Here is a 17,908-nt window from a genome sequence, read left to right as displayed (position 1 = left end):
TTTTATCTAATATAGAAACTATTTTAGCTTACTTACATTAAAATAAGAGTAAAATCTTTAAAATTTTATTCAATTTTTATTATAAAGTTTACATTAAGGGAAAAAAATGGAAAATTTTTTAAGAAAAGCAAAAGATTCAAGCAGAATACTCTCGACACTCAAACCCGAAACGAAATCAGACGTACTCAAGAAAATGGCAGAGAATCTAGAAAAACATCAAGATAATATTTTAAAAGCAAACAAAATAGATATCGATGCCGGTCACATCGCAGCATTGCCAGAATCATTAATGGACCGCTTGACATTGACGCCTGAACGCATTCATGATATGTCGCGTAGTCTCAAAGAAATCGCAGCCTTGGGAGAGCCTACCGGTCGTATTTTGGATGGTTGGGTGACACCAGGGGGATTAAAAATCGAAAAAGTATCAGTGCCGATTGGTGTGATTGGGATTATCTATGAAAGTCGCCCTAATGTGACTAGTGACACCGCCGCGCTGTGCTTTAAAAGTGGTAATGTCTGTATTTTAAAAGGGGGAAAAGAGGCAAAAAATAGCAATATTGCGATTGCAAAGATTTTACAAGAGACATTGGTAGCTTGCCAGTTACCAAAAGAGCTCATCTCTTTATTGCCAGATTATTCACGCGAGGGTATTGCCCAATTGATTACTATGGATCAGTTTGTTGATCTTATCATTCCGCGAGGAGGAGCAGCCTTGATTAAATACGTCTCAGAACACTCTAATATCCCGGTTATCAAACATGATAAGGGATTGTGTCATATATTTTTAGATGAGAGTGCCTCTATCAGCCAAGCTTCTAAAATTGCTGTGAATGCAAAATGTCAAAGAACGGGTGTTTGCAATGCTATGGAAACACTTTTAGTGCATCAAAATATTGCACCAAAGGCACTGCCAGAACTCAAAAATGCTTTTGATGCCATGGGAACTAAACTCTTAGGATGCGAGCAAACAAGAAAAATTATCGACATTTTACCTGCGACAGAAGAGGATTTTTGCACTGAATATCTTGATAATATACTCTCCATTAAAGTCGTCGCCAACCTAGAAGAAGCCATCAATCACATCAATCACTATGGTTCTGGACATTCAGATGCTATATTGAGTGAATCTTACGCCAATGCCGAGCGTTTTTTGAATGAGGTCGATTCAGCTTGTGTGTATGTCAATGCTAGCACTCGTTTTACAGATGGGGCAGAGTTTGGTTTTGGTGCGGAAGTTGGCATTAGTACAAGTAAAATCCATGCACGTGGACCGATGGGAATCCACGACCTAACGACTTACAAGTACAAATTATACGGTCAGGGAAATATTCGATAATATGTCAAATATTTTAGAGATTCAAGATTTGTACTTTTCATACGATGGAAAACATACCGTATATGAAGCGTTTGATTTAAGTATGAAACAAGGTGAAGTTGTCTGTATTGTCGGCCCCAGCGGGTCAGGGAAAAGCACCTTGTTTGAACTCATCAGCCACAATTTGAAACCCAACAAAGGGACAATCAACGTAGCATCATTTTCGCAAATTTACCAAGATCCCTATACATCGTTTCATCCAACCTATACCATCATCAATCAAATTCGAGATGTTGCGCCATTGCAAGGGTATGAAAAGCTTTGTGAGGAATTAAATCTCGACCTTGCTTTATTGGAGAAAAAGCCCCATCAATTGAGTGGTGGACAGTTACAAAGATGCTCAATCCTTAGAGCTATCTTGATGAATCCTCAGTTAATCTTAGCCGATGAACCCACCAGTGCGCTTGATAATATTACCCAACTTGAAGTGATGAAATTGCTCATGAGATTTTTGGATCGTGTCGGAATCTTGCTTATCACTCATGATGAGCATCTCGCAAAATGGTGCAGTGATCGTATCATCTCACTGCACGTAGATTAATGTTGGAAAATTTTTAAGAGACCAAAACCGGCCTCTTCTTTTTTAGTTTTCTTGATTTTTAAATCGGTCTTTGGCTTCTCTGAGTGAATCGGCTATCAAAAATGCCAATTCCAGTGCTTGGTCTGCGTTCAGTCTTGGGTCACAATGGGTGTTGTATCGCGAACTAAGATTTTCTTCTGTGACATCCACAACACCACCGACACATTCGGTCACATCTTGTCCTGTCATCTCAAGATGCACTCCTCCTGGGAAGGTGCCCTCTTGTTTGTGTACGTCAAAAAATCCTTTGACTTCTCGTAAAATTTCATCAAACATTCTGGTTTTATAGTTGTTTGAGGCTTTGATGGTATTGCCATGCATCGGGTCAATACTCCAAATGACTTTTTTATCACTGGCTTTCACCGCACGGATGAGTTTGGGCAATTCTGATGTAATCTTATCCGCACCCATTCGGATGATGATATTAATACGTCCCGCTTCATTTTCAGGATTTAATTTATCTATTAACGCAAGCAATTCATCTGGCGTAATACTTGGTCCTGCTTTGATACCAATTGGATTAATAACTCCACGCAAAAACTCTACATGTGCACCATCGACATCACGAGTTCTATCACCAATCCAGAGCATATGAGCAGAACAATCAACCCAATCACCGCTTAGACTGTCTTCACGCGTCAAGGCTTCTTCATTATTGAGGAGTAACGCCTCATGAGAAGTATAAAGAATGGTTTCATTAATCATCGGTGTATTTTCAGAAGTGATACCACATGCTTCCATAAATTCCAATGTTTCCGTAATTTTATGAGCCAATGCTTTATATTTACCACCCAAAGCATTATCTTTAACAAAACCGAGATTCCATTTGTGAACTTGATGTAAATCAGCCAATCCCCCTTTAGCAAATGCACGTAAAAGATTCATGGTCGCAGATGATTGATTGTAGGCGCGTAACATTCTATTGGGATCTGGAATTCTAGAATCTTCGCTAAAATTATTATCATTGATGATATCACCACGATAACTTGGTAGTTTTTCTCCATCAATCTCTTCAAAATCACTCGATCTTGGTTTGGCAAATTGTCCGGCTAATCTGCCGACTTTCACAACAGGGCAACCACCGGCAAAAGTTAGTACGACGGCCATCTGCATGATGACTTTAAACATATCTCTAATATTATCAGCATTAAACTCTGCAAAACTCTCTGCACAATCGCCACCTTGCAATAAAAATGCTTTGCCTTCACAGACTTTTGCAAACTCATGCTTAAGGCTTCTCACTTCCCCCGCAAAAACGAGAGGAGGATATTTGCTTAATATCTTTTCGACTTTTTGTAACTCCGATTTATCTGGATAAGTAGGTTGTTGTTTTATTGCTTTTGTTCTCCAAGAAGTCTTAGTCCATTCTTCCATCATCAATTACCTTTACTTGAATTTTATAATCATTATACAATGTTAAACTTTAGAATTAAGAAAACAATAGTAAAATAAGCAAAAAAAAATCAAGGATTCGCGTGCAGGAACACAATGAAGAGAAAAAAGGTATTTTATATGCCTTAGCCGCATTTATTTTTTGGGGACTTGTCCCAATATATTTTAAATTGACCAGTAGCGTACTTCCTGCTGAGGTTCTTGTTCATAGAATCGTTTGGTCTGTTGTTTTCTTAGCACTCTTGATTGGCTACACAAAACAATCTCGACAAGTACTCGCTATTTTAAAAGATTGGAAAAAAGTCAGGATTCTAATGATTACGTCAATCTTAGTCTCATCAAACTGGCTTATTTTTATCTGGGCTATCTCTCATGATATGATAACAGAGGCCAGTTTGGGATATTATATTAACCCTATTATCAGTATCCTATTAGGTATTATATTTTTTGGAGAAATTCCATCAAAATTACAAAAAATTGCAATTTTATTGGCATTTCTAGCTATCTTAAATGAACTAATCTCTGTGGGTTCTATCCCCCTTGTCTCATTATCTCTTGCTTCATTATTTGCATTTTATGGTATGCTTCGCAAAAAAATCTCTCTGCCTTCAGTAGCTGGACTATTTATTGAAACGTTAGTGATTTTGCCTTTTGCTCTTTTATATTTTTACTATCTAGTCTCAACGTCTCAAAACACCTTTGATTTTACTATCAACACTGTATCTATTCTCTTGATTAGTGCTGGATTGATTACTGTCTTGCCGCTTTTGTGGTTTAATGCTGCAGCGACTCGCATTTCGCTTACGAAACTTGGTTTCATTCAGTATGTCGGCCCAAGTATCTCATTTTTGCTCGGAATCTTTGTCTATCATGAGCCGTTTGATCAAAAAAAATTATTGACATTTTTACTGATTTGGCTTGCTTTGGTATTGTTTTCATTTGACTCTAAACTATCAAAAAAACGGTTTTCCCATTAATTTAGCATCTTTGTAACTTTGCGAAACATAAAAAAATAATTACACTTTTTTTACATCACTTTAATTTTACGTGAAAGCAAGATGTAGTATAGTTTATTAAGATGTGATTAAAATTTAGCCTATGCAAATAATAATTATTTGTTTGTTGTGTGCTACAATGACATCCATAAACAACTTAAAAGGAACAACATGAGATCAAAAATCGCAAAAATTTCTATTGCTGCAATCGCAGTTTTGGGATTAAGTGCTTCAGCCCTTCAGGCTGATACCTTAAGTGACGTACAAAAAAATGGCTTTGTAAAATGTGGTGTTAACACAGGACTTCCTGGATTTTCATCAGCTGACGCAAGTGGCCACTGGAGCGGTATTGACGTTGATGTTTGTAGAGCAGTCGCAGCCGCTGTTTTAGGTGATGCATCAAAAGTTAAATATACCCCTTTGACAGCAAAAGAAAGATTTACAGCACTTCAAAGTGGTGAGATTGATATCCTTTCAAGAAATACAACATGGACACAAACAAGAGATTCTTCTTTGGGTTTAAATTTTGCCGGTGTTAACTTTTATGATGGACAAGCTTTTATGATTCATAAATCTCTTGGTGTCAAAAGTGCGTTGGACTTAAACGGTGCAGCAGTCTGTGTTCAAGCAGGTACAACAACAGAATTAAACCTCGCAAGTTACTTTGCATCTCATGGTATGAAATATAAATCTGTTTCTTACGATACCACGGCACAAGTTCGAAATGGTTATGAGAGTGGTCGTTGTGACGTTATGACATCAGATTCGTCTCAATTGCATGCGTTGCAAACAACACTAAAAGACCCAAGTGGTTCTATAATTCTGCCTCAAATCATCTCAAAAGAGCCTTTGGGACCGGTTGTTAGACAAGGTGATGATGTATGGTTTAACATCGTAAAATGGTCTTACAATGCTATGGTAGCCGCAGAAGAACGCGGTATCACAAGCAAAAATGTCGATCAACTCAAAGCTACTACAAAAGATCCTGCTATCAAGAGAATTCTTGGTACAGAAGGCAGATTGGGTGAAAATCTTCACTTGAAAAAAGATTGGGCATATAATATTATCAAACAAGTTGGTAATTATGGTGAATCATTTGAACGCAATGTCGGTATGGGATCTCCTCTTAAAATCGAAAGAGGTCTTAATGCACAATGGAAAGATGGCGGATTACAATATTCTCCACCATTCAAATAATATCATATTTTATTTTTCGGCAGGGTTCGTCCCTGCCCTCTCACTACGTGTCACATAAAGGAGCATAATGCTAGCATTTTTACGAGATAGAAGAGTTAGAGGCTATCTATTTCAACTCATTACAATTATTGGTGTTGTTGCATTTTTGTGGTATATTGGGGTCAATACTACTCACAATATAGAACAAAGAGGCATTAAAACCGGTTTTGGATTTTTAAATTCAACCGCAGGATTTGGTATCAATGATAGTCCGATATCTTATACCCCTTCAAACTCCTATGGTAGAGTTTTTTTAGTAGGACTTTTAAACACCCTCATTGTTTCGTTTGTTGCCATCATATTTTCAACGATACTCGGTCTTTTTGTCGGGGTACTCAGGCTCTCAAAGAATTGGCTCATGAGAAAACTCTCAGCAGCCTATATTGAGATTTTTAGAAATATTCCAATATTATTGCAAATTTTATTTTGGTATAACGTCGTTTTACGTTCCCTTCCTTCTCCGAGGGGCAGCATTGATATCTTTGGCACAATCTTTATTAACAATCGTGGACTCTATATTCCACAACCTGCCCTTGATGCAACCGTTATTTCGGTACTTTTGTCATTTATCCTTGTCATTGTCTTTGTTTTTTTTCTTAATCGATGGTCAAACAAGAGACAAGAACAAACAGGACAAGAGTTTCCAGTCTTACCTGTGGGGTTGGGATTGTTGATTGTGGTACCTATTATTGGATATTTTGTTGGTGGTGCAAATTTTGATTTTTCATATCCGCATCTTCAAGGATTCAACTTCCAAGGGGGTAAACAATTTTATCCAGAATTTATTGCTTTAGCCATGGCCATTACCATTTATACGGCAACCTTTATTGCAGAAGCGGTCAGAAGTGGTATTGAAGCAGTTAATAAAGGACAAAAAGAAGCCGCTGCATCTATAGGACTATCTAGTTATCAAGCACTAAAATTGGTAGTTTTGCCTCAAGCAGTAAGAATTGCCATTCCGCCAACCATCAACCAATATCTTAACATTGTCAAAAACTCTTCGTTGGCAACGGCGATTGGATATCCGGAATTGGTAACGGTTTTCGCGGGAACTACACTCAATCAAGTAGGACAAGCAATTGAGATTATCTCTATCACGATGTTGGTTTATTTGGTGGTGAGCCTTGTGGTATCAGCACTACTCAATTGGATCAACCATAAAATGAAGATTAAGGAAAGATAGCGTGGCAGTATATAATAAAATTTCACAAAGAGAAGCGCCATCAAACTCAAAAGGTGCAATCCATTGGATGCGAGATAATCTTTTTTCTTCGCCATTAAATACGGCATTAACAATGCTCGGTATTGCTATTTTAGTTTGGATTATTCCTCCTTTTATCAAATGGTCTTTGATTGATGCTCATTTTGCAGGAGATTCAAGGGCACAATGTACCGGAGATGGTGCTTGTTGGGTTTTCATCAAGGTCAAGATGAGTATGTTTATGTATGGTTTCTACCCTGAAGTTGATCGCTGGCGCGTGAATCTCGTCGCGATTTTCTTTGTTGTACTCATTGGATTGTTTAAACTTATAAAAAAAGATACTGTTAGATTTTTTATGTTAACAGGATATTTTATTGTGGCATTTATTTTAATCCGTGGTGGATTTTTTGGATTAAATGTCGTTGACACCAATAAATGGGGTGGTTTAATGCTCACTATCATCGTCGCAGCTGTCGGTATTGTGTGTTCTTTCCCTATTGGTATTTTATTTGCATTTGGTAGGTCTTCAAAGCTACCTATTATTAAAAGTATTAGTGTTACGTATATCGAATTTATTCGTGGCGTTCCCTTGATTACGATTCTTTTCATGTCATCTGTTATCCTTCCACTCTTTTTCCCAGAAGGTATCACTTTTAACAAACTCTTGCGTGCGCTCATCGGTATTACGCTCTTTCAAGCAGCTTATATTGCTGAAATTGTTCGGGGAGGGTTACAATCCATACCAAGCGGTCAATACGAAGCAGCTGATGCTATTGGATTATCCTATTGGCAAAAGATGATACTGGTCATATTGCCTCAGGCATTGAAAGTGGCGATTCCAAATCTTGTTGGAAGTTTTATTGCCCTCTTTCAAGACACCACATTGGTACTAATTATCGGTCTCTTTGATTTACTTGCGATGGTTCAACTTACCTCAAGTGATTCAAAATGGCTTGGTTTTGAAACAGAAGGATATGTATTTGTCACGATACTCTTTTGGGTATTTTGTTATAGCATGTCTGTTTACAGCCGATCATTAGAAAAACGATTCAATACAAATAATAAGTAGGAAAAATTATGGAAAATAAAAATGATGTAATAGAGATTAGAAATTTAAATAAATGGTATGGCGATTTCCATGTCCTTAAAGATATCAATTTAAATGTCAAAAAAGGTGAGATTATCGTCGTAGCAGGACCTTCAGGAAGTGGTAAATCAACGATGATTCGTTGTATCAACTATCTTGAACAATTTCAAGAAGGACAGATTATCGTCAATGATGTTGAGTTGAGCGATGATGTCAAAAAAATTAAAGCAATTCGTGAAGATGTGGCGATGGTTTTTCAAAGCTTCAACCTCTTCCCGCATCTCACGATTTTAGATAATCTCACACTAGCACCGATTTGGGTCAAAAAAACCCCTAAAAAAGATGCGATTGAGACGGCGATGAATTTCTTAGATCGAGTCGGTATCGCAGATCAAGCCAAAAAATACCCCAATCAACTCTCAGGTGGTCAGCAACAACGCGTAGCAATCGCAAGAAGTCTTTGTAAAAATCCATCGATTATGCTATTTGATGAGCCCACCAGTGCACTTGACCCAGAGATGATTTCAGAAGTCTTAGATGTTATGGTGGAATTGGCTCAAGAGCATCGTACGATGGTTTGTGTGACTCACGAAATGGGCTTTGCTAAAAAAGTAGCCGATCGTGTTATCTTTATGGAATCGGGACAAATTATCGAAGAAAACACCCCTGAAGAATTCTTTGAAAATCCACAATCAGACAGACTCAAACTCTTTTTAAGTCAAATTCTTTCTCATTAGCCTAAAGTTGTCTTAGAAATAAGACAACTTTATACATATCTTGCTATAATTCTAAAATATATAATCAAAAAAGGCTTATTATGGATCAACTCTTACCTGTCATTTTGGTATCTGTATTTATCATATTGATTGTTATTAAAAATATTAAAAAAGTCACCGAAAATATTGATATAGAATCACTCAAAAATCCCAATGCAAAATATGGAGATTTTTCAGCTCATGTGCAAGATTATATCAGAGATATTCGATCTGACATCAAAAAAGGCTCTTCTGATGATGTCATATTTGCGCTCAGAGACCCCGAAAAAGCAGAGCAAGCGAGTGAAATTCTCTCAGATTTTATTCGTAAATTGGTGTTTTTTGAAACAACAATGTCAAAAAATAGAACCAAAGAACAAATTGAAGCAGAACTCGCTGAAATCCTCATCAATTTGGATGGTTTTGTGAAAGGCTACATCCAAAATGGTGATTTAATCGCAGAGAAGATGCGAGAAGATTTGCAAGCGCGTTTTGCAGAATTGCAACGCTAATAACCAAGACTCTCATAAAATAGTTTCATTTTTTCCTGAGCCAAATCGATTGATATGGGCTCAAAAGTAACGTGATTTCCCATGCGCATCTGTGCTAATTTAAAACAATCTATTGGCAGTACAGAACCAATCTTTGGATATCCCCCTATGGTTTGTCTGTCTTTTAATAAAATAATAGGTTGCCCATCTTTGGGAATTTGAATCGCCCCAAAACTGATACCTTCTGAGATAATGCCATCAATCTTGCAGTGAATTGGATCTGATTTTAATTTATATCCCATTCGATTGTTTTCCGAAGATATAGTATAAGTCTGAGAAAAAAACTTTTCTACTTCATCGGGATCAAAATATCCATCTTGATAGCCCAAAATCACACGTAATTTTAAATTTTGTGTATATTGGGGTATGAAATCTGCTTTGTGAAGGCGATGTTCTTTTTGTATGGCATGAGGAAAAAAGTTGATAATATCTCCCTTTTGCAAGCTTTTGCCATTAAGCCCACCGATTCCCTCTTTGATGGTCGTCGCACAACTTCCGAGTTCTTGTGGGATATTAAAACCTCCCTTGACACAAAGATATACCCGTACACCCGAAGTGGCAAATTTGAACTCTAAAATATCTCCTTGGTGCAGGTTGTGTGTTCTCCAGATATCTGCTGTTTGATTATTGATGGTAAATTTTGCATTGGCACCGCACACACTGATAGTACACGCATCATCACACTCAAGTTTCAATCCTCCTAAGGTGATTTCAATACAATTGGTATTGTGAGGATTTCCCAATAAATTATTGGCTACCCGATAAGCATACTCATCCATACTTCCTGATTGGGTGAGTCCTTTGTGGCACAAACCAAATCGACCATTATCTTGAATCAAGGAGAGAAGCCCTCCTTCTATGACTTTAAAACAACTCAAATCACGCCACCATTTTTTAAAAATTCATCTTTATCAATCGGTAAAAACTTCACACGATCTCCCACATTTAGATAAGAAAAACCATCGATTTTCTTGTCAAACATATCCTGATATGTTCTCCCCACAATATTCCATCCTCCAGGGCTTTGCACTGGATAAATAGCACTTTGATTATCAGCAATACCTAAGCTACCCCGAGGAATTTTACTCCGTGGACTCGTGAGTCTTGGTGTGGCAATTCTTTTATCTACTTCGCCCAGATACGCAAATCCGGGTAAAAACCCTATCGAATAGACCAAATACTCACAACTTGAATGTATGGCTATCACTTCTTGAATGCTGAGATTGGCCTCTTTGGCAACATGTGCCAAATCAAATCCTACACTTTCATCATAATAAATCGGAATTTCAATCAAGCGCCCCTCTTCTTTATCCATACGGCGATCGAGTGCAATATGTTCTTGTAAAAAAGCTACGATTGATTTAAAATCAAAAATCCGCAAATCATAATGAAAGAGAATTGAGGTATAAGAAGGAATGATATCTATTAATCCTTCATGTTTTAGATTTTTAATATGAATATAATTACTCTGCACCAAATCAACATTGTCCCGAGAAATATGGTCAGCAAAATAGACAATAATACTATCTACTGAAGCGATTTTATACTCTATCAACTCAAATACTCTCTCATAGCTTTCACGATTTCAACCGCATGAGCATTATCACCATGCACACAGATACAATCCGCTCGTAATGCTAACTCTTTACCGGTATGTGCCTTAATCACACCGTTTTGACTCAAATAAATCAAACGCTCCATCACGTCATCACTGGATTCAAGTACCGCATGTGGCATACTGCGTGGCATCAAACTGCCATCTTCCATATAGGCACGATCAGCAAAGACTTCATAAATCAAATCAACACCTACTTGATTTGCAATCTTGGCATAGGTCTCATTTTTGGCTGAACTTAATATCATGAGTTTCAGATTTTTGTCATACTGTGCTATGGCTTTGAGGATACTCTCAAAAATCGCAACATCTTTCATCATATCATTATAAAGGGCACCATGAGGTTTGACATAGCTCACTTTTGTATTATTGGCTTGAGAAATACCTGCCAATGCGCCTATTTGATATATAACCATACTCTCAATTTCATCATGAGTACATGCAAGACTCCGTCGACCAAAACCAACCAAATCAGGATAAGCCACATGGGCTCCAATCGTCACATCATGAGCTACCGCCATCTTGACAGTTTGATTCATAATCACCGGGTCACTTGCATGAAATCCACAGGCGATGTTTGACATATCAATCAAAGGCATCACCGCTTCATCCAAGCCCATTTTCCAAGCGCCAAAGCTCTCACCCATATCACAATTTAATTTTATCACTGTATCATTCTCCTCGGCAAATAAAATGCAATTTCAGGAAAGGCTGTCACCAAGACAACCACCAGTATCATTATAACAAAAAATGGAAAAGTCGCCTTTAAAATATAGCCAATTTTTTCACCGGAAATACTCTGAATTACAAATAAAGAAAAACCAACAGGTGGGGTGATTTGCGATAATTCCACCATAAAAACCAAGAAGATACCAAACCAAAGTGGGTCAAAACCGGCCATCTTGACAATAGGAAGGACGATGGGCAGGGTCATGACAACCATCGATATACCATCTAGCATCATACCTAGAATCACATACATAATCCCCACAACAAAAATCAACATATAAGGAGAGAGATGTAACGATGCGATGTATTCACTCAATGCAGTAGCAATGCCTAAAAAGCCGACCACTTGAGAGAGAAAACCCGCTCCGGCAATGATAAAGCTAATCATCACCGTTGTCTTAATCGAGTTTAATAATGCGATTTTAATGACTTCAAAATCTAGACTTTTAAAATACAATCCCAGCAACAATGAACCCAAAACACCCAAAGCCGCTGCTTCAGTTGGCGTCGCAAAACCTGCATAAATACTTCCTAACACCAAAGTAATCAATAGCATAATGGGTAGCAAATCTTTGATAGAATTCATTTTATCCTGCCACGTGACTTTTTCTGTTTGCAGAGGAATTGCTTTTTTATCAAAAGAAGCCGCTATCATGATATAAAGGGCATAGGCACTTGCGAGTAAGAGTCCGGGGAAAATTCCTGCGATAAAGAGCTGTCCGATCGAAACATTGGAGAGCACACCATAAATAATCATGATAAGACTAGGAGGAATCAAAAATCCCAAAGTTCCGCTTCCTGCCAGTGAACCAATAGCCAGCATTTTGCTGTAACCTCTTTTTTTCAGTTCTCCCAAGGTAATCTTGCCTACGGTGGCTGTCGTAGCGGCTGATGAACCAGAAACGGCGGCAAACAAAGAACAAGCCGCAACATTAATGTGCAATAATCTACCAGGAACTTTGTCCAACCAAGGAATCAAACCGTTAAATAATTTACTTGAAATTGAAGATTTGTACAACAATTCTCCCATCAAAATAAACATCGGAAGTGCGGCTAGGGACCAAGAATTCAGTGAATCATATAATGAAGAAGATAAGAGATCTCCAATCTTGTCAAAGATACTGATAGAAGGCGGTAAGTGATTTTGGAATATCAACATTCCAAAAATACCCGTCAACATCAAAGAGACTCCAATCCAGATAGATGAGAGCAATAAAGCAAACATGACAAACAACAATACAACCGTCAAAACAAGAGGATCAGCTATCATGATGCCCTCCTTTGATAATAAATGCCAAAATTGCAATGACAAAGATAAACAACCCTACAATCATTGGAATTTGTGTCATATATATCGGAGTGGCAGAAACACCTTCTGAGAGTATTTCAAATTCGTAGGAATCCATACACATCAGAATAACGCGATATAAGATAAAGAGTATCACAAAAAAGGTGACAACCCCCGCATAGATATCTAAAGCTTGTTTTAATTTTACATTTTTCAATCTTGAGGTGAGTATGTTGATTCTAATGTGTGCTTTCTCCCGAAAAGCAAAGCCTAAAGAGAGAAAAACAGACGCCAGATAAAAATAACCACTGTACTCATCGGCAAACATGGTGGATGTGTCAAAGAACGTTCTTAGAACAATCTCTAAGAGAATCAAAGCCACCAAGGCGATAATACAAAGCGAAGAGAGAAAGACCCCAAGTGTGTTGAGGCCTTTATCAAATTTAAGAAAATAACGTTTTAACATCTTATTTTTGATACTCTTTGAAAATCTTTTTGATACTAGGGCTGGCATCTTTGAGATACTCATCGAGTAGTTTCTTAGCGACAACATCGAGTTCGCTTGAGAGTTTTGAACTTTCATCTGAGATAATCATGCCGTGGTCTGCCAGCATTTTCAATGCGATTTTGTCTTCATTTTTAGATGCTTCCCATTGAGATTTTTCAATCTCTTTAGCCGCTTTGAGCATGGCTTTTTGTTGCGCAGCATTCATGCTGTTCCAATAATCTAGATTGATAGTCACCGCTTGCAATGGATACGCATAATTGATTTTAGTAAAGTGGGTCAATACTTCCCAAAATTTTCCATCTTTTCCTGAGGCTGATGATGTTACAACGGCATTGACCAAGCCGGTATTGAGTGCTGAATAGACCTCTCCCCAAGGAAGTGCCACAGCATTACCTCCTGCCATATTGACAAAATTTGCTGAGTTTTTATCATACGTTCTTGCTTTGATTCCTGCAAAATCTGCTGTAGAATTGATCGCTTTTTTGGTGTACAAACCACTCGGTGGCCAACTCACCGCATAGAGAAGTTTTTGATTCCATTTTTTTGCGGTTTTTTCATATGCTGGTTTTGAAAGTTGATAGAGTCGGTACGCATCATCGTAGGATTTTGCGATAAAAGGCAGTGCTGATATACCAAAGACTTTACCCCCGCCTGCAGTGAAAGGTATAAACATATCTGTCATCGGCACCACGCCGTCTTTGACCGCTTTTAAAGGATTGCCTTTGACAAGAGAACTCCCCGCATGTACGGTGATTTTGACAGTCCCATCACTGTATTTATTTACCAATTTGGCAAACTTTTCAGCACCCACAGTATGAAAGTTTGTCGCCCCATATTTCGCATTTAAATCCATCGTAACATTGGCTGCAAACATCATCGATGTAAGCCCTGTTGCAACTAAAATCTTCTTGATCATGTATACTCCTTTATTTTTTATATACTTATACTAACAATTCGAAGTAAGAAATCAGTGAGCCTGTGGCAAAACCATTCTTTTTTTTCGATTTTTGGCTGTTTTGTCACCAAAAGTTACAAGAATCATGACACAATATAATGTGCATGATGGAATAAAACAGCACCGGTTTTTCTTACTCTTTTATTTTAGCATAAAAGTGTTCCGACAAAGTGGCTCACAGTGCCAATTTTTTATGCATCATGATATATAAAAAACATTGAGAAGATAAAGGGCTATGTTATATTGAGAGTTGAGGTGGAGAAAATATCTTAAAAGAATCAAAAGATTCTTTTAAGATATAAGTTCAAAAATTGTATCTACAAAGCACTATATGAGTGCTTTGACTTGTGCGGCTATTTCTAACTCTTCGTTGGTTGGAATTGCAACTACCTTGATGGCACTCTCTTTGGCACTGATTTCAATCGGGCCTTTTGCGTATTGGTTATTTAAGTCATTATCGATAATAATGCCAAGATGCTCAAGCCCCAAACAGCTTCGTCTTCTAACATCTATATCATTTTCACCAATACCTCCTGTGAAAATTAAGCAATCGAGATTTCCTAAAATAGCCAAATAAGCCCCAATATATTTTTTAACCCGATAGGTAAACATCTTGATGGCCAACTCTGCTTTCTCATCTCCAGTTTTTGCCATCTCTCCGACTATTCGCATATCATTGTTTCCACAGATACCTTTGAGTCCGCTCTCTTTATTGAGCATAGTATCAAGATCATGAATGTCCATATCCTTCATCTTAGCAAGATAAGGCAAAATAGCAGGGTCCATATCCCCGCTACGAGTTCCCATCACCAATCCTTCTAAGGGTGTTAATCCCATAGACGTATCAACACTTTTCCCCTCTTTAATCGCACAAGCACTTGCGCCATTGCCCAAATGTAGGCTGATGGCATTCATCTTGTCATAATCAAGATTTAAAAATTTAGATGCTTCCTTTGCGACATAATGGTGTGATGTTCCATGAAAACCGTACTTTCTGACTTGATGTTCCTCATACAAATCATAAGGGAGTGCATACATAAATGCATGTTGTGGCATGGTACTGTGAAAGGCCGTATCAAATACCACCACTTGGGGTACATTAGGACACTGTTCTAGGGAGCTAAGAATACCATCAAGATGGGCGGCGTTGTGTAATGGTGCTAGTGGGATTAATCGTCTAATCTCACTGATAACTTGGTCGTCAATGATGATGGGTTTGGAAAGGTGTGCGCCACCGTGGACAACACGATGCCCGATTCCATCTAGACACGTTAAGTCTTTGATGATACCAGATTCTATCAAAAGAGAATTGACCACTTCCAATCCCTCTTTGTGATTTTTTATCGTTTGATCTTCTGTGATTTGAAATTCATGTCCAGAATCATCATGAAAACGTATTTCTGCATGCGCCATCTTTTCACCTATTTGTTCTACCAATCCATTAGCTAAAGAGGCATTATTTGACATTTTGAAAAGCTGAAATTTAATCGATGAACTCCCGCTGTTGATTACTAAAATTTTCATTTATCATTTTCTCCTGCTTGGATTGCTGTAATAGCTACAGTATTGACAATATCGGGGACAAGACAACCTCGGCTCAGGTCATTGACCGGTTTATTGAGACCTTGAAGAACCGGACCAATAGCAACAGCACCTGAACTTCTTTGTACGGCTTTGTAGGTATTATTACCGGTATTGAGATCTGGAAATATGAAAATAGTCGCTTTACCAGCAACCTTGCTATCTGGCAATTTGGTTTTTGCAACATTTTCATCAATCGCCGCATCATATTGAATCGGACCTTCAACCAAAAGCTCTGTTTCGCGTTCATGGACGATTTTGGTTGCTGTTCTTACTTTCTCAACTTCTTCGCCCTTACCTGAATCACCAGTAGAATAAGATAACATCGCAACTTTAGGCTCGATTCCAAACATTGCCGCTGTTTTAGCCGAAGTCATAGCAATTTCAGCTAACTGTTCTGCATTCGGGTCTTGATTGACCGCACAATCACCATAAACCAAAACTTTGGTATCCAAACACATAAAGAAGATACTCGATACAATAGAGACACCTGGTTTTGTCTTGATAATTTGTAACGCAGGTCGTATCGTCTCTTGCGTTGTATGAATGGCGCCTGAGACCATACCATCAGCATCACCACAATGCACCATCATCGTCGCAAAATAACTCTCCATCTCCATAGATTGTCGTGCCACATCTTCACTCAAACCTTTGTGTTTTCGAAGCTCATAAAAAAGTTTGGCGTATTTATCCATCAATGGGGATGTTTTTGGATTGACAAACGTGGCTTTTGAAATATCAAGGCCAAGCTTTGATGCTTTGTCAAGAACATGCTTTTTATCACCTAATAATATAATCTCTGCAACATCACGTCTGAGAAGTATCTCTGTGGCTCGCAAGATTCGTTCATCACCACTCTCTGGTAGCACAATTCTTTTGCGATTGGCTCTAGCGCGTTCAAACAAACGAAATTCAAACATAATCGGAGTCACCATACCATTGCCATTATCAGAAACAATTTTATTCTCAAGATAACTAATATCGACATTAGAGGTAAAAAGCCCCATAGCAAGCGCGATCTTTCGTTCACTTTGTGGGGTAATGGTCGCTTTGACATTCTGGACTTTCATCGCCGTTTTATAAGTATCTTCTTCAACACTTAATATCGGCAAACTACACTGTTCAAACCCACTAAATAGCTTTTTAATTGATCGATGAGGTAAGAGTCCTCCGGTCAAAAGAAGCCCTGAGATATTTGGAAAGTTTTCTGATAAAATTGAGGCTAAAGAACCAATGATAATATCAGATCGATCCCCTGGCACAATGATTAAATCACCATCTTCAATGTACTCCAAAAAGTTATCAAGCTTCATTGCCGCTATCTTGCTTTGTCTGACTACCCGTCGCAAGTCGCGTTCTTCACCAAGTATTTGCATGCAATTGAGTGTTCTTTTAATCTCAGCAACGGTTGGTGTATCTAATTCGGTTAATTCTTCTAGGAAATATATTGGACTTTCTTTGACGCCCAAAGAAATAATATCATGTTTTAATTTGTTGATAATTTTTGAATCCAAACGATTCACGAATGTAGCGATATGCGCGCATCCTGAGGCTTTAATCGCATCACTTTCTATCGTAATTTCATCTAATATTTCTGAAGCACTTTTATCTTTTCCTGTTAAAATACTCACATAAGGAATCCCAAGATTTTGTGCAATTGCGAGATTGATATCAAAATCAACAGTTTGTGAAAATGCAGAACTATTGAGCCCTTCTACGACTACAAAATCGTACTCTTTTTCGAGCTTTTTGTATTTTTCCAAAAGAGATTCAATGAAGAAAGAAAATTTATTTTCCGCGAGGAGACTCTCTACTTCATGAACGCTAAAACCATAAGCATCTTCATATTTGACATCGAGATCATATTTTTCAAGTACAAAAGCGATGTCATTATCAACTGTTTTTGTATCCAAGATAACAGGCCTAAAAAAAGCAACTCGGTTCAGTTTCCCTTTGAGTAATTCCATAATACCCATCGTTATAATCAAGCTGCCCGCAGCTTTTTCTAACGAAGATATGTAAAGACTGTCTGACTTCATACCACTCCCTTGATTCTC

Annotated in this window: 17 protein-coding genes; 8 read left to right on the top strand and 9 right to left on the bottom strand. The window is 37.9% G+C overall.

What is annotated here, in order from left to right; all coding sequences use genetic code 11:
• Positions 1–106 precede the first annotated feature (106 nt).
• Together SFB89_RS05810 and SFB89_RS05805 are read left to right on the top strand one after the other, a co-directional pair.
• Positions 107–1,339 carry a glutamate-5-semialdehyde dehydrogenase gene (locus tag SFB89_RS05810; protein ID WP_331776007.1) on the top strand — a complete coding sequence of 411 codons (1,233 nt, stop codon included), beginning with the start codon at positions 107–109 and terminating at the stop codon, positions 1,337–1,339.
• Between the two features lies 1 nt (position 1,340).
• Positions 1,341–1,919: an ATP-binding cassette domain-containing protein gene (locus tag SFB89_RS05805; protein ID WP_331776006.1), complete on the top strand. Its 579-nt coding sequence runs from the start codon at positions 1,341–1,343 to the stop codon at positions 1,917–1,919.
• Positions 1,920–1,961: 42 nt separating this feature from the next.
• Here the strand turns inward: SFB89_RS05805 and SFB89_RS05800 are convergent, their stop codons facing one another.
• Positions 1,962–3,332: a class II 3-deoxy-7-phosphoheptulonate synthase gene (locus SFB89_RS05800; protein ID WP_331776059.1), complete on the bottom strand. Its 1,371-nt coding sequence runs from the start codon at positions 3,330–3,332 to the stop codon at positions 1,962–1,964.
• 101 nt (positions 3,333–3,433) lie between these two features.
• Between SFB89_RS05800 and rarD the strand changes: the two genes are divergently transcribed.
• The 6 genes from rarD (at position 3,434) to SFB89_RS05770 (ending at position 9,136) form a co-directional block, all read left to right on the top strand.
• Positions 3,434–4,327 carry an EamA family transporter RarD gene (rarD, locus tag SFB89_RS05795; protein ID WP_331776005.1) on the top strand — a complete coding sequence of 298 codons (894 nt, stop codon included), beginning with the start codon at positions 3,434–3,436 and terminating at the stop codon, positions 4,325–4,327.
• A gap of 189 nt (positions 4,328–4,516) precedes the next feature.
• A complete protein-coding gene (locus SFB89_RS05790; RefSeq protein ID WP_331776004.1) occupies positions 4,517–5,542 on the top strand; it encodes an amino acid ABC transporter substrate-binding protein in 1,026 nt (341 codons plus the stop codon).
• A 67-nt stretch (positions 5,543–5,609) separates the two neighbouring features.
• On the top strand, positions 5,610–6,764 hold the full coding sequence (locus SFB89_RS05785) for an amino acid ABC transporter permease (RefSeq protein WP_331776003.1): 1,155 nt from the start codon (positions 5,610–5,612) through the stop codon (positions 6,762–6,764).
• A 1-nt stretch (position 6,765) separates the two neighbouring features.
• Positions 6,766–7,851, top strand: coding sequence for an amino acid ABC transporter permease (locus SFB89_RS05780; protein ID WP_331776002.1), 1,086 nt, complete (start codon positions 6,766–6,768; stop codon positions 7,849–7,851).
• Positions 7,852–7,859: 8 nt separating this feature from the next.
• Positions 7,860–8,606: an amino acid ABC transporter ATP-binding protein gene (locus SFB89_RS05775; RefSeq protein ID WP_331776001.1), complete on the top strand. Its 747-nt coding sequence runs from the start codon at positions 7,860–7,862 to the stop codon at positions 8,604–8,606.
• Between the two features lie 80 nt (positions 8,607–8,686).
• A complete protein-coding gene (locus SFB89_RS05770; protein ID WP_331776000.1) occupies positions 8,687–9,136 on the top strand; it encodes a hypothetical protein in 450 nt (149 codons plus the stop codon).
• Here SFB89_RS05770 and SFB89_RS05765 read toward each other — a convergent pair.
• The 8 genes from SFB89_RS05765 to pta all read right to left on the bottom strand — a co-directional run bounded on the left by SFB89_RS05765 (position 9,133) and on the right by pta (position 17,890).
• Positions 9,133–10,053 carry a biotin-dependent carboxyltransferase family protein gene (locus SFB89_RS05765; protein ID WP_331775999.1) on the bottom strand — a complete coding sequence of 307 codons (921 nt, stop codon included), beginning with the start codon at positions 10,051–10,053 and terminating at the stop codon, positions 9,133–9,135. The two genes, SFB89_RS05770 and SFB89_RS05765, sit on opposite strands and share 4 nt — an antisense overlap.
• Entirely contained in the window at positions 10,050–10,730 is a 681-nt protein-coding gene (pxpB, locus tag SFB89_RS05760) for a 5-oxoprolinase subunit PxpB (RefSeq protein ID WP_331775998.1), read from the bottom strand. The genes SFB89_RS05765 and pxpB overlap by 4 nt, the downstream gene beginning before the upstream one ends.
• Positions 10,727–11,458 carry a 5-oxoprolinase subunit PxpA gene (locus SFB89_RS05755; RefSeq protein WP_331775997.1) on the bottom strand — a complete coding sequence of 244 codons (732 nt, stop codon included), beginning with the start codon at positions 11,456–11,458 and terminating at the stop codon, positions 10,727–10,729. The genes pxpB and SFB89_RS05755 overlap by 4 nt, the downstream gene beginning before the upstream one ends.
• Entirely contained in the window at positions 11,455–12,789 is a 1,335-nt protein-coding gene (locus SFB89_RS05750) for a TRAP transporter large permease (protein WP_331775996.1), read from the bottom strand. The genes SFB89_RS05755 and SFB89_RS05750 overlap by 4 nt, the downstream gene beginning before the upstream one ends.
• On the bottom strand, positions 12,779–13,336 hold the full coding sequence (locus SFB89_RS05745; RefSeq protein WP_331775995.1) for a TRAP transporter small permease subunit: 558 nt from the start codon (positions 13,334–13,336) through the stop codon (positions 12,779–12,781). Before SFB89_RS05745 ends, SFB89_RS05750 begins: the two co-directional genes overlap by 11 nt.
• Positions 13,275–14,231 (bottom strand): TRAP transporter substrate-binding protein, encoded by a 957-nt coding sequence (locus tag SFB89_RS05740; protein WP_331775994.1) that lies wholly within the window; start codon positions 14,229–14,231, stop codon positions 13,275–13,277. Before SFB89_RS05740 ends, SFB89_RS05745 begins: the two co-directional genes overlap by 62 nt.
• A 366-nt stretch (positions 14,232–14,597) precedes the next feature.
• Positions 14,598–15,794: an acetate/propionate family kinase gene (locus SFB89_RS05735; protein WP_331775993.1), complete on the bottom strand. Its 1,197-nt coding sequence runs from the start codon at positions 15,792–15,794 to the stop codon at positions 14,598–14,600.
• A complete protein-coding gene (gene pta / locus SFB89_RS05730; RefSeq protein WP_331775992.1) occupies positions 15,791–17,890 on the bottom strand; it encodes a phosphate acetyltransferase in 2,100 nt (699 codons plus the stop codon). The genes SFB89_RS05735 and pta overlap by 4 nt, the downstream gene beginning before the upstream one ends.
• Positions 17,891–17,908 lie beyond the last annotated feature (18 nt).

Origin of the sequence: Sulfurospirillum sp. 1612 (assembly GCF_036556685.1) — a bacterium.
Lineage (GTDB): Bacteria > Campylobacterota > Campylobacteria > Campylobacterales > Sulfurospirillaceae > JAADIZ01.
The sequence above is the reverse complement of the archived record's forward strand: the minus strand, read 5'-3'. Positions and strand labels throughout refer to the sequence as shown.